This window comes from Prosthecomicrobium sp. N25 (assembly GCF_037203705.1).
GTDB lineage: Bacteria > Pseudomonadota > Alphaproteobacteria > Rhizobiales > Ancalomicrobiaceae > Prosthecodimorpha.
In genome coordinates this window covers 271,308-283,694 of record NZ_JBBCAT010000004.1, presented here as the reverse complement: position 1 = coordinate 283,694, position 12,387 = coordinate 271,308, and the positions used below count along the sequence as shown (strand labels likewise).

11 protein-coding genes are annotated in these 12,387 nt (G+C 69.6%); 7 read left to right on the top strand and 4 right to left on the bottom strand.

The features are described from left to right. Positions 1 to 138 precede the first annotated feature (138 nt). Both WBG79_RS23550 and WBG79_RS23545 read left to right on the top strand, forming a co-directional pair. Positions 139 to 1,809: an ABC transporter substrate-binding protein gene (locus tag WBG79_RS23550; RefSeq protein ID WP_337359683.1), complete on the top strand. Its 1,671-nt coding sequence runs from the start codon at positions 139 to 141 to the stop codon at positions 1,807 to 1,809. Between the two features lie 194 nt (positions 1,810 to 2,003). After that, the gene (locus tag WBG79_RS23545) at positions 2,004 to 2,741 is read left to right on the top strand and encodes a DUF5765 domain-containing protein (RefSeq protein ID WP_337359682.1); all 738 of its coding nucleotides are present in this window, start codon (positions 2,004 to 2,006) and stop codon (positions 2,739 to 2,741) included. Positions 2,742 to 2,747: 6 nt separating this feature from the next. Here the strand turns inward: WBG79_RS23545 and WBG79_RS23540 are convergent, their stop codons facing one another. Then, a complete protein-coding gene (locus tag WBG79_RS23540) occupies positions 2,748 to 3,425 on the bottom strand; it encodes a hypothetical protein (RefSeq protein WP_337359681.1) in 678 nt (225 codons plus the stop codon). A 291-nt stretch (positions 3,426 to 3,716) separates the two neighbouring features. Here WBG79_RS23540 and WBG79_RS23535 point away from each other — a divergent pair, with 291 nt between their 5' ends. From WBG79_RS23535 to WBG79_RS23515, 5 genes are all read left to right on the top strand, one after another. Beyond that, the gene (locus WBG79_RS23535; protein ID WP_337359680.1) at positions 3,717 to 4,730 is read left to right on the top strand and encodes an ABC transporter permease; all 1,014 of its coding nucleotides are present in this window, start codon (positions 3,717 to 3,719) and stop codon (positions 4,728 to 4,730) included. Continuing rightward, positions 4,727 to 5,611 (top strand): ABC transporter permease, encoded by an 885-nt coding sequence (locus tag WBG79_RS23530; RefSeq protein WP_337359679.1) that lies wholly within the window; start codon positions 4,727 to 4,729, stop codon positions 5,609 to 5,611. The genes WBG79_RS23535 and WBG79_RS23530 overlap by 4 nt, the downstream gene beginning before the upstream one ends. Before the next feature lie 4 nt (positions 5,612 to 5,615). Continuing rightward, positions 5,616 to 7,679 (top strand): ABC transporter ATP-binding protein, encoded by a 2,064-nt coding sequence (locus tag WBG79_RS23525; RefSeq protein WP_337359678.1) that lies wholly within the window; start codon positions 5,616 to 5,618, stop codon positions 7,677 to 7,679. Positions 7,680 to 7,760: 81 nt separating this feature from the next. Beyond that, the gene (locus WBG79_RS23520) at positions 7,761 to 8,750 is read left to right on the top strand and encodes an acetamidase/formamidase family protein (RefSeq protein WP_337359677.1); all 990 of its coding nucleotides are present in this window, start codon (positions 7,761 to 7,763) and stop codon (positions 8,748 to 8,750) included. Positions 8,751 to 8,872: 122 nt separating this feature from the next. Beyond that, the gene (locus WBG79_RS23515; protein WP_337359676.1) at positions 8,873 to 9,634 is read left to right on the top strand and encodes an SDR family NAD(P)-dependent oxidoreductase; all 762 of its coding nucleotides are present in this window, start codon (positions 8,873 to 8,875) and stop codon (positions 9,632 to 9,634) included. A gap of 13 nt (positions 9,635 to 9,647) precedes the next feature. Here WBG79_RS23515 and WBG79_RS23510 read toward each other — a convergent pair whose 3' ends face one another. Genes WBG79_RS23510 through WBG79_RS23500 form a run of 3 tightly spaced genes read right to left on the bottom strand, consistent with a single transcriptional unit; the run spans position 9,648 to position 12,344 of the window. After that, positions 9,648 to 11,702, bottom strand: a complete 2,055-nt coding sequence (locus WBG79_RS23510) for an NADH:flavin oxidoreductase (protein WP_337359675.1) — start codon at positions 11,700 to 11,702, stop codon at positions 9,648 to 9,650. Between the two features lies 1 nt (position 11,703). Next, positions 11,704 to 12,108, bottom strand: a complete 405-nt coding sequence (locus WBG79_RS23505; protein WP_337359674.1) for a GFA family protein — start codon at positions 12,106 to 12,108, stop codon at positions 11,704 to 11,706. Further along, positions 12,105 to 12,344, bottom strand: a complete 240-nt coding sequence (locus tag WBG79_RS23500) for a cysteine-rich CWC family protein (RefSeq protein ID WP_337359673.1) — start codon at positions 12,342 to 12,344, stop codon at positions 12,105 to 12,107. The genes WBG79_RS23505 and WBG79_RS23500 overlap by 4 nt, the downstream gene beginning before the upstream one ends. Between the last annotated feature and the right edge of the window lie 43 nt (positions 12,345 to 12,387).

Below are 12,387 nucleotides of genomic sequence, written 5' to 3'. Positions count from 1 at the left end.
GACAGCATAGCTTTCCCAAGACGTCATCGGTTGTCTCCACATGAGGGGACACCGGGTTTATTGCCCTCGACAGGTCCGCCGGTTAAGCATAGCCTCAACGAGAATAGGGGTCGCGACCCCGGAGTGAAAGGGTGGAAGATGACCGAAGAGCGTAAGGTTCCCCATCTCGACAAGCTCACGCGGCAACTCGCCGACAAGACCATGGATCGGCGCGAATTCGTCCGTTACGCGACGCTGCTCGGCCTCGCCGCCCCGGCCGCCTACGCGCTGGCGGGCAAGGTCACCGGCGAGCCCTTCGCGCCCTCCGCCGCCGCCCAGGCCGCCCTGCCCAAGGGCGGCGTCCTGCGCATCGGCACCCGCATCAAGGAGATCAAGTCCCCCCATACCTATTCGTGGGGCGGCTACGACTCGAACATCTCGCGGCAGGTGGTCGAGTACCTGACCGTCACGGACGCCGACGGCGTCACCCGGCCCTACCTGTTCGAGAGCTGGACCGTCACCGACGACCTGAAGACCTGGACCTTCAAGCTGCGCAAGGGCGTGAAGTGGCACAACGGCCAGGAGCTCGTGGCCGACCACGTGATCTGGAACCTGAAGCGTGTCCTCGACCCCGCGGTCGGCTCGTCCATGATCGGCCTGATGAAGGGCTACATGCTGAACGACAAGACCGGCGCCGACGGCAAGCCGACGACCGAGATCTGGGCGGCGAACGCCATCGAAAAGGTCGACGACTACACCGTCCGCTTCAACTGCAAGGCCCCGCAGGTCGCCGTTCCCGAGCACCTCTTCCACTACCCGATGGCGATCCTCCACCCGGACGACAAGGGCGTCTTCGGCGTCGGCGCCCAGGGCACGGGGCCCTTCAAGCTGGTCGAGTACGAGGTCGGCAAGAAGGCCGTCTTCCGGAAGAATCCCGGCTACTGGGGCGGTGACGCTGCGCTCGACGGCATCGAGCAGGTGGACGTCGGCGACGACGCCTCCGCGGCCATCGCGGCGCTCGCCTCCAAGCAGATCCACGGCCTCGTCTTCGCCGACCCGCTGCAGTACGACGCGCTAGCCGCCCTGCCGCACCTCGCCTTCTACCAGGTGCCGACGGCCGAAACGGGCGTCATGCGCATGCGCTCGGACTCCAAGCCCTTCGACGACGCGCGCGTCCGCAAGGCCATGCGCCTCGCGGTCGATCCGGAGGTCGTGCTGAAGGTCGCCCTGCGCGGCCTCGGCACCATCGGCGAGCATCACCACTGCTCCGTCTCGCATCCCGACTACGCCCCGCTCGCGCCGATGAAGCGCGACGTCGCCGCGGCCAAGAAGCTGCTCGCCGAGGCCGGCTACCCGAACGGCATCTCGAGCGAGATCATCGTGCCGAACGACCATGCCTGGTTCCAGGCCATGGCCGAGGCCTGCCAGCAGATGTGGGAGGAGGCCGGCATCAAGATCGCCATCAAGCCGATGCCGGGCGCCCAGTACTGGGACGTCTGGACCAAGGTGCCGATGGGCGTGACGATCTGGTATCATCGCCCGCTCGCCATCATGTGCCTCGGCCTCGCCTACCGCACCGGCGTTCCGTGGAACGAATCCGGCTACTCCAACAAGAAGTTCGACGAACTCCTGACCCAGGCCGAGGGCACCGTGGATCTCGCCAAGCGGAAGACCATCGTGGCCGAGCTCGAGAAGATCCTCCAGGAGGACGGCCCGCTGGTCCAGCCCGTCTTCCGCAACACCTTCACCTTCATGGACAAGAAGGTGAAGGGCTTCTCGATGCATCCGACCAACTACCTCTTCGGCTGGAAGATCGGCCTCGAGGCCTGATCGTCCCCGTCGGGTTCGGGAGCGCCGCGGTGCCTTGGCACCGCGGCGCTCCTGTTTTCAGGGCCGGGCACGCGGAGCGGCCAGGCCCGTTGCCCGGAGCCGACCCGAAACCCGGACGGTGCAAGACATTCAGAATCCACTAGGATGACGGAGCCCCCATCGCATCAGGCAAAACCGGGGTCGGGAGAGCCTCGATGTGCTGGTCCTTCTCCGCGTCGGTCGCCATGGTGGTCGCGGGATCCGCCGCGACGGTCGTCGCCCTGCGGCGCCGGTCACGTCCGGCGATCCCGGTGGCGTTTGGCTATTTCACCATCATGGAAGCGCTGCAAGCGGCGGGCTACGGCGTGGTCGGGCAGTGCGGCGACCCGCTGAACCAGTCGGTCACCCTGCTCTCCTATCTGCACATCGCCTTCCAGCCGCTCGTCATCAACGCCTTCGCGATGGAACTGGTACCGGCCGAGGTCCGCCGGCGCGTCGCACCGGCGGTCTACATCATCGCGTGCCTCTCGGCGACCGTCATGCTGATGCAGCTCTACCCCTTCGCCTGGGCGGGGCAATGCCGCCCGGGGGACGTCCTCTGCGGATCGCCGCTGTGCCTGGTGGCCGGCAACTGGCATATCGCGTGGAACATTCCCTACAACGACCTCCTGGGTATGGCCCAGCCGGCCGGACTTCGATTGACCTTTCCGACCTACATGATCGCCGTCTTTTTGGTGCCTGCGCTCTACGGTGCCTGGCGGTTCGTGCTGATACACGCCCTCGCGGGCCCGATCCTCGCCAACATGCTGACCGACAATCCCAATGAATGGCCGGCGGTCTGGTGCCTCTTTTCGATCGGAATCATTCTGATCGGGCTCAGCCCCTGGCTGCAAGCCCGCGTCTCCGCCAGATACTGGCCCCTGTGGCCGCGATCCTGGCTCGCGGGGGCCTGACGGCGCTCACCACCGATACCGGTACCCCACCGCCACCACGTTGGACCCGCCCCAGACCCCGTTGAACGTGCCGAACACGCCCGAGCGGTGTTGGAAGCGCACCACGAGTTCGTGGTTCGGCGCCTCGGGAAGCGCGAAGGTCACCTCCGGCGAGAAGTAGTGCAGGAGGTGGGAATGGTGCTTGTCGGCCCGGCGCGTCTCCTCGCTGGGCAGGTTGTCGATGATGTTGAGGCCGGTGGAGAAGGCGACCGACGTCTTGACGAACCGGTTCCAGGGGAAGCCGTCGTAGCGCAGGTAGCCCGCCACCCAGGCCTCGCTGGCGTGGTAGCGGTTGCCGACCCGCTGCCCGGCCCCGACCTCCGCCTCCACCGTGAAGTCCGTCCAGAACCGGGCGAGCCGGCGGCTGACGGCCGTCCCGGCGAAGACATGGTCCGACGGATCGATGTGCCAGGGCTTGTAGGCGAGCACGTGCAGGTCGGCCCCGCCGCCGGACGCGCCGAGGAAGACGGCGGCGCCCCAGACCGGCTCGGCCGCCACGGGCGTCGGCGACAGGAGGTCGGCGGTCCCCACGCGCGGCGGCTCGGCCGCCGACTGCGCGCGCGCCTCCCCGGTCAGGGCCGCACCGCCCGCCCCGAAGAGCAGGACCAGGAGCCCTCCTGCGATCCGATCCGGTCCGATTGGCATGCCGAACGCCTGCTCCTCCCCGAGTGCCCGTTCCATCATCCGCGGAAGACGTGACTGATTTACCAAGATCGGGCGCCGATACCCCTGCCCTGGCACGCTCCCGCCGGCCTCCCGTTCCTCGAGACTCTATAGACTATCCGGACCGCGCCTGTCTTCCCGAAGGTCAAGGGCGCGAGAAATCCGGCCGGCGTCGCCTCGCACGTCGGTTTGAGGACACCACGGCCGGAAACGGGCGGTCTATGCTGAAGGCGGGTGCCGCCGCCTCCGGCTGCGCCGAGGCCGGGCCGATCGATGCTTGAAGCCGTCGCCAAGAAGTTCCTGTCGCTTGCGCTGACGCTCCTGGCGGCCTCCTTCCTCGTCTTCACCGTCACCGAGTTCTCCCCCGGCAACGTCGCCCGCAAGACGCTCGGCCCCTATGCCCCCCAGGAGAGCGTCGACCTCCTCTACCGCAAGCTCGGCCTCAACGACCCCCTGGTGGTTCGCTACGGCCGCTGGCTCGGCGTGCTGCTTGGCCTGAAGGCGGACCCCCTGCAGGACCCGGAACTCGGCCTCGACTTCAAGGACCCGCGCGGCGACCGCTACTTCGGCAACTTCGGCTACTCGACGCTCTACAAGGTGCCGGTCAACGACGTCATCTGGAAGCGGCTCGCCAACACCGGCCTGCTCGCGGGCCTCGCCTTCGCGCTGATCGTCCCGCTGTCGCTCGCCCTCGGCATCCTCGCCGGCATGCGGGAGGGCAGCGTGCTCGACCGCACCATCTCCGTCTTCGGCATCGTCACGACGTCGATTCCCGAATTCGCTTCCGGCGTCTTCCTGGTCGCCATCTTCGTCGTCGGCCTGAAATGGCTGCCCGGCACCAGCCCTCTCGACACCGCCTCCGGCTGGCCGATCTGGAGCCAGCTGATCCTGCCCGTCGCGGTCCTCGTCCTCTACGACACCGGCTACGTGGTCCGCATGGTGCGCGGCTCCATGGCCGAGGTGATGAACAAGCCCTACATCCGCACCGCCCTCCTGAAGGGCCTCTCCTTCCGGTCCGTGGTGGTCCGCCATGGCGTGCGCAACGCCATGATCGCGCCCTTCACGGTGATCCTGCTGCAGATCAACTTCCTGATTTCCGGCGTGGTCGTCACCGAGATGGTCTTCGCCTATCCGGGCTTCGGGCGCATGATCCTGGAGGCCTCGCTGTTCGGCGACATCCAGCTGATCGAGGCCGCGACGCTGATCGCGCTGACGGTCGCGGTCGCCACCCAGTTCGTCAGCGACATCGGCTACGCGCTCCTCAACCCGCAGATCAGGCTCTCATGACCGCGACCGACACCACCGGCACCGCGGCTGCCCGGGCCGCCGAGAAGATCGAAACCCCGCCCGGCCTCCTGCGCAGGCTGCCGACCTCCCCGGTCGCCATGGTGGGCCTCGCCATCGTGCTCGTCTGGGTCGTGCTGGCGATCGCGGCGCCCTGGCTGCCGCTGCATCCGCCCAACAAGCCCGACCTCCTCGCCTTCGCCAAGCCGGGGCCCTCCGCCGAACATTGGCTCGGCATCGACACCAAGGGCCGCGACATCCTCTCGCGCATCATCTGGGGCGCCCGCCGGGTGCTGACCGTCGCCCCCCTCGCCGCCGTCTGCGCCTACCTCGTCGGCTGTCCCCTGGGCCTGATGGCCGGCTACTACGGCGGCAAGGTCGACGCCGTGATCAGCCGGGCCGGCGACGTCATCCTGTCCTTCCCGATCATCATCCTCTACGTCATCCTGATCTCGACCATCGGACCGTCCATCCTGAACATCATGTTGGCCGTCGTGCTCGCCTCCGGCCCCGGCATCGCCCGCATCGTGCGCGGCCTGACGCTGGAGCAGCGCCACCTCGACTACGTCGCCGCCGCCGAACTCCGCCGCGAGAGCGCGCTCTACATCATGTTCGTCGAGCTCCTGCCCAACTGCCGGGGCCCGCTCATCACGGACTTCTGCCTGCGCGTCGGCTACACCATCATCACCATGGGCATCCTCGGCTTCCTCGGCCTCGGCCTGCCGCCGCCCGATCCGGACTGGGGCACGATGGTCAAGGAGGCCAACACCATGATGTCGGTGAACCCGCACATGGCCCTCTTCCCGGCCATCGCCATCGTCACCCTGGTGCTCGGCTTCAACCTCCTCGCCGACGGCATCCGCGAACTCTCGCTGAAGGACTGACGGGATGGCGGCGCCGCTCCTCGCCCTGGAGAACCTGAAGGTCCAGTACCACTCCGCCTCCGGGGTGGTGACGGCGATCCCCGACCTCACGCTGTCGATCGGTCCGGGCGAGAGCTACGGCCTCGTCGGCGAGTCCGGCTGCGGCAAGTCCACCCTCCTGATGGCCATCATGGGCCACCTCGGCCAGACCGGCCGGATCGCCGGGGGCCGGATCCTGTTCGACGGCCAGGACCTCGCCAAGGCGTCGCCGGAGGTCTTGCGCAAGGTGCGCGGCCGCGGCGTCTCGATGGTCTACCAGGACCCCAACGCCGCCCTGAACCCGACCATGAAGATCGGCCGGCAGCTGATGGAAGTCCCCATGCTGCACGCCGGCCTCGACGCCGCCGGCGCGCGCGAGGCCACCCGCCGCATCCTGCGCGACGTGCACCTGCCCGACCCCGACAGCGTCATGGAGCGCTACCCGCATCAGATGTCCGGCGGCCAGAAGCAGCGCGTGGTCATCGCCATGGCGCTCCTCGCCAATCCCAAGCTCCTCCTGCTCGACGAGCCGACGACGGGCCTCGACGTCACGGTCGAGGCCGCCGTGCTCGACCTCGTCGGCGAGCTCCGGGAAAAGTTCGGCACCGCCCTCCTCTACATCACCCACAACCTCGGCGTCGTCGCCAAGGTCTGCGAGCGCGTCGGCGTCATGTACCTCGGCGACCTCGTCGAGGAAGCCCCCGTCCGGGAGATCTTCGCCGGGCCGCGCCACCCCTACACGCGCCGCCTGATGGCCTGCGTGCCCCATCTCGGCGGCGACAAGCACACGACCTCCTTCCTGCCGATCCCGGGCCAGCCCCCCGGCCTCGCCCGTCGCCCGCAGGGCTGCGGCTTCGGGCCCCGCTGCGCCGGCTTCACGGCCGGGCGCTGCGACCGTCCGGTGCCGGAGGAGCGCGTCGCGGCGGAGCACCGGGTCCGCTGCGTCCGCCACGCCGAGGTCGAGGCCTTCGAGAGCGGCGAGGCCGGCGCCGTCCACCCGGTCCGCCCCGGCCTCGAGACCGTGCTCGCCGCCGAGCACCTGTCGAAGACCTACGACCTCGGCCGGCCCGCCTTCTCCTTCTCGGCCCGCGCGCGCAAGCTCATCGCCAACGACGACCTCACCTTCTCGGCCCGCCGGGGCGAGATCATCGCCATCGTGGGCGAGTCCGGCTCGGGCAAGTCGACCTTCGCCCGCGTCCTCTCCGGCCTGCAGCCCGCGACCGGCGGCCGTCTCGTGGTCCTCGGCGACGATCTCGGCGCCAAGAGCGCCCGCCAGCGCACGCCCGAGCAGCTGGCCGAGATCCAGATGGTCTTCCAGAACCCGGACGCGACGCTGAACCCCTCCCACAGCGCGGGCTTCCCGATCGCCCGCGTGCTGCGCAAGTTCGGCGGCAAGGCGACCGCCGCGGAGATCGACGCCCGCATCGACCGCCTGTTCGATATGGTCCGCCTGCCGCGCGCCCTGAAGCGCCAGCGCCCCGTGCGCCTGTCCGGCGGCCAGAAGCAGCGCGTCGCCATCGCCCGCGCCTTCGCGGCCGACCCCGCCATCCTGGTCGCCGACGAGCCGGTCTCCGCCCTCGACGTCTCCGTCCAGGCCGCGATCGTCAACCTCCTCCTACAGATCCAGGCCGAGAAGGGCACCACGATCGTCTTCATCAGCCACGACCTCGCGCTCGTCCGCCATCTCGCCGACAGCGTCGTCGTCATGTACCTCGGCCGCGTCATGGAGCAGGGCCCGGTCGCCCGCCTGTTCGACCCACCCTACCACCCCTACACCGAGGCGCTCCTCTCCGCGGTCCCCGTCGCCGACCCGACCGTCACCCAGAAGCGCATCCGCCTGAAGGGCGAGATCCCGAGCCCGATCGACGTCCCTCCCGGCTGCCGCTTCGCCGGCCGCTGCCCCCGCAAGGTCGGCCCCGTCTGCGACACCACCCCGCCGCCGGCCCGCGACGCCGGCGAGGGCCACACGATCTTCTGCCACATCCCCCTGGACGACCTCCGGCGCGTGGAGCCGATCCTCCAGGAGGCCGCGGGCGCGGCGGCGGAATAGCCGGACGCGCCCCTTGCCGCCGCCGTTCCCCTGCGCCACTCTAGCCTACGTGTTTTCACAGAGCTCACGGGGACCGCAAGTATGAGCTGGATCGGGACGTCCTACATGGGCCGGCGCGGGGTCGCACGCGGGGTGCGCGGGGCCACGCACGAGCTGACCGAGGCGGTGCAGGGCCAATATCGCTACGTCTACGGCCCCTACGCGGACCCGGTGCTCAGGATCCGCCCGGGCGACGTCGTGCGCGCCGAGACCCACGACGCCTTCGGGGGCGCCATCAAGACCGAAGCCGACATGCCGTCGCGCGTGCTGAACATGCCCTTCGTCAACCCGCAATGCGGGCCGGTCGCCGTGGAAGGCGCCGAGAAGGGCGACGTGCTCGCCGTCCACATCCTCGACATCGAGCCCCGCGGCCCGCAGCCGGCCGGCACCACCGCGCTGATCCCCGAGTTCGGCGGCCTCGTCGCCACGCCGACCACCGCCATGCTCAACGCGCCCATCCCCGAGCGCGTGAAGAAGATGGAGGTGACCCGCGCCGGCGTGAAGTTCTCCGACCGGGTCACCCTGCCCTACGAGCCCTTCATCGGCACGCTCGGCGTCAGCCCCGAAATCGAGGCGGTATCGTCGCTGCAGCCCGACTACTGGGGCGGCAATATGGACCTGCCGGACGTCGGACCCGGGGCCGTGGTCTACTTCCCCGTCAACCTGAAGGACGCCTACCTCTACCTCGGCGACTGCCACGGCCGGCAGGGCGACGGCGAGCTCTGCGGCGTCGCGGTCGAGATCCCGGCCTACGCCACCGTCCAGGTGGACCTGATCAAGGGCTGGTCGATCCCCGGCGTCCGGCTCGAGACCGCCGACTTCATCATGAGCATCGGCTCCGCGCGCCCCATGGAGGACGCCGCCCGCATGGCCTACCGGGACCTCATCCGGTGGCTTGCGAGCGACTACGGCTTCGAGGAGTCCGAGGCCTACTTCCTCTGCACCCAGGCCGGCCGCCTGCGCGTGGGCAACATGGTGGACCCGAAATACACGCTCGGCGCCTCCATCCTGAAGTCCTACATCGGCGGCTGACCGCCGGCATTCACCCGCCGCCGACTGCCGGACCTGACCGGCGGCGGACGCGGGCCGCGCCGACCGCCCCTCTTCCCGACACACCCGGCCCTAGCCGCCGGACCTCGACAAGGAACGCCCCCATGGATCTCGGACTGAAAGGCCTCTCCGCGCTCGTCACCGGAGGCACCAAGGGCATCGGCCGCCGCGCCGCCGACCTCTTCGCCGACGAAGGCGCGAACGTGGCCGTCTGCGCCCGCAACGCCGGCGAGGTCGAGGAGACCGTCGCGGCCCTGAAGGCGAAGGGCGTCAAGGCCTTCGGCCGCGCCCTCGACGTCGCCGACAAGGACGCGCTCGAGACCTTCGTGAAGGACGCCGCCGAGGCTCTCGGCGGCCTCGACATGGTGGTCGCCAACGTCTCCGCGCTCGCGGTCGCCGACGACGAGGACGCCTGGATGAAGGGCTTCAACGTCGACATGATGCACACCGTGCGCACCGTCAACGCGGCCATGCCCTACCTGGAGAAGTCGAAGTCCGCCTCGATCACGGTCATCTCCAGCGTGTCCGGCCGCGAGATCGACTTCACCGGACCCGCCTACGGCGCCTTCAAAGCCGCCCTCGTCCACTACGCCCAGGGCCTCGCCTACCGCCTCGCGCCGAAGATGATCCGCGCCAACGCGGTGTCGCCGGGCAACACCTATTTCGACAAGGGCATCTGGCAGCACATCGAGCAGAACATCCCCGACCTGTTCAAGACCGCCCTGTCCCTGAACCCGACCGGCCGCATGGCGACCGCCGAGGAGATCGCCCGCGGCATCGTGTTCCTGGCGAGCCCCGCCTCGTCCTTCACCACGGGCACGAACCTGGTCATCGACGGAGCCCTGACCAAGGGCGTGCAGCTCTGAGGGCCCCGCCGGCTCAGATCGCCAGGGCGAGCCGGAGGCCGTCGTAGACCGCCGCGTGGATGTTGCGCGACGCGACCGCGTCGCCGATCCGGTAGAGGCGGAAGCGGCCTTCCGGATTGGCCGCCGCGGTCTGCGGCCGGAGCTCCACGAAGGCCCGCTGGTCGAGGGCGCCCAGGTTGAGGGAGAGCGGCTTCAGGGCGAAATAGAGCTCGTCGAGCGGCAGCGTCCCGTGCTCGACCACGACCTGGTCGGCCCGCCGCTCGACGAGCGCCCCGCCGTACTCCTGCTCGAACACGGCCACGAGCCCGTTGCCCTCGCGCCGGACCGCCCGCAGGCGCTCATTGAGCGTGACCTTGACGCCCGCCTTGGCGAAGGCCCGGAAGTAGACCGGATAGTTGGTCCCGCCGACCTCCGGCGCGAGCGTGCGCTCCGGCGTGACGATCTCAAGCCGCGACCCCGCCTCCGCCAGGAACTCGGCCGCGGTCATGCCGGGATACGCGCCGTTGTCGTCGTAGAGGATGACCGTCTCCCCCGGCCGCGCCGCGCCGGACAGCACGTCCCATGTGGTCGTCACCAGGTCGGCGCCGGAGTCCAGGAAGTCCACATTCGGAATTCCGCCAGTGGCGAGAATGACGAGATCAGGATTTTCTCCAAGGATGTCAGCCGACTCTGCGTAGGTGTTGAAGCGGAACCTCACCCCGTGCCGGCGGCACTGGTCCATGCGCCAGTCGATGATGCCGAGGATCTCCCGGCGGCGCTTCAGCCCGGCCGTCACCCGGACCTGCCCGCCCGCCTCGTCGGCCGCCTCGAAGACCGTCACCGCATGTCCGCGCGCCGCCGCCACCCGCGCCGCCTCGAGCCCGGCCGGGCCCGCCCCGACCACGACGACCCGGCGGGGCGCCGCGGCCCGCTCCGTGACCTCGTGAGGAAGCAGGCCCTCGCGCCCCGTGGCGGCGTTGTGGATGCACAGCGCGTCGCCGCCGAAGTAGATCCGGTCGATGCAGTAGCCCATGCCGACGCAGGGCCGGATCTCGTGCTCCCGGCCCTCGGCGACCTTGCGGGCGATGTGCGGGTCGGCCATGTGGGCGCGGGTCATGCCGACCATGTCGAGCTTGCCGGTCGCCACCGCGTGACGGGCCGTCGCCACGTCCTGGATGCGCGCGGCGTGGAAGACGGGGAAGCGCGTCGTCTCCCGGACCTCGCCGGCGAAGTCGAGATGCGGCCCCGAGCGGTATCCCATGCCGGGGATCACATGGCTCAGCGCCTCGTCGGTGTCGATGTGGCCCCGGATGACGTTGATGAAGTCGATCAGGCCCGACCCGGCGAGCCGCCGCGCGATCTCCAGCCCCTCCGCGCGGCTGAGCCCGCGCGTCCAGTCCTCGTCGCAGACCATCCGCGCGCCGACGACGAAGTCCGGCCCAACCCTTTCACGAACAGCTTCAAGCGCCTGGAAGCCGAACCTCATACGGTTCTCGAGGCTGCCCCCGTAGTCGTCCGTCCGGAGGTTGGTGGCCGGCGACCAGAACTGGTCGATCAGGTGGCCGTACATCTCGAACTCGAGTCCGTCGAGCCCGCCCGCCTTGACCCGCTCGGCCGCATCCGCGTAGGCGGCGATCACCCGCGCAATGTCCCAGTCCTCCATCGCCTTCGGGAAGGCCCGGTGCGCCGGCTCGCGCACCGGCGAGGGCGCGATCACCGGCAGCCAGTCCTCCTTGTTCCACCCGGTGCGCCGGCCGAGGTGGGTGATCTGGATCATCACGGCCGCGCCGTTCTCGTGCACGTCGTCGGCGAGGCGTCGGAGCCAGGGGACGACCTCGTCCTTGAAGAGGAGGACGTTGCCGAAGGCCTGCGGGCTGTCCTCGGCGACCACCGACGAGCCGCCGATCATGGTCAGCGCGATGCCGCCCCGGGCCTTCTCGGCGTGGTAGCGCCGGTACCGGTCCTTCGGCAGGCCGTCCTCGGTGTAGAAGGGCTCGTGCGCCGTCGACATGAAGCGGTTGCGCAGGGTCAGGTGCTTCAGGCGGTAGGGCTGCAGCAGCGGATCCTTCGCGGTCGACGGCTCGCTCATCTCAATCGGACTCCGGATGGCAGGGCGCCCCCGGCGGGATCTCGTAATAGTCCCCCTTGTCGGCGCAGTAGATGTTCTTGGCGATGGAGAGGCCGGTCGGTCCGTCGAAGGAGCCGCCCGCGATGGAGATGCGGGCTTCGGCGGTCGGCTTCCAGAACAGGTTGCCGCCGCAGATCCGGCAGAAGCCCCGGGTCGCGATCGACGAGGACTGGAACCAGGCGAGCCCGTCTTCCCGCGTGATCGTGAAGCTGTCGAGCGGCACCGAGCTCATGGCGACGAAATGGCCGCTCGTCCTCCGGCACTGCGTGCAGTGACAGGCGGTGAAGTCGCGGAAGGGCCCGACCGCCCGCCATCGCACCGCCCCGCACAGGCAGCCGCCCTCGTGAATCGCCGTCGTGTCGGTCATCGTCGAGCCTCCGGTCCGGTGCCACGGGCCTCTAACGCGGAAGCGACGATTCGGATGCAGTCCGGACAGAGGCAATCCGCGAAGGGTCCCACCTCCGCGGGCAGCGGCACCGGCAGACGGAACGGCTCCTCCCCGCACCAGCAGCGCCCGGACCCGTCGTTGAGGCAGCCGAACGCCGCCCCGCAGCGCGAACAGGCGATGCGGCGCGGTTTCCTGTCGGGAGCGGGCTCGGTCATGGCACGGTCGGGGCCTCGGCGCCGGCCCGCCTCGACCGGCGCC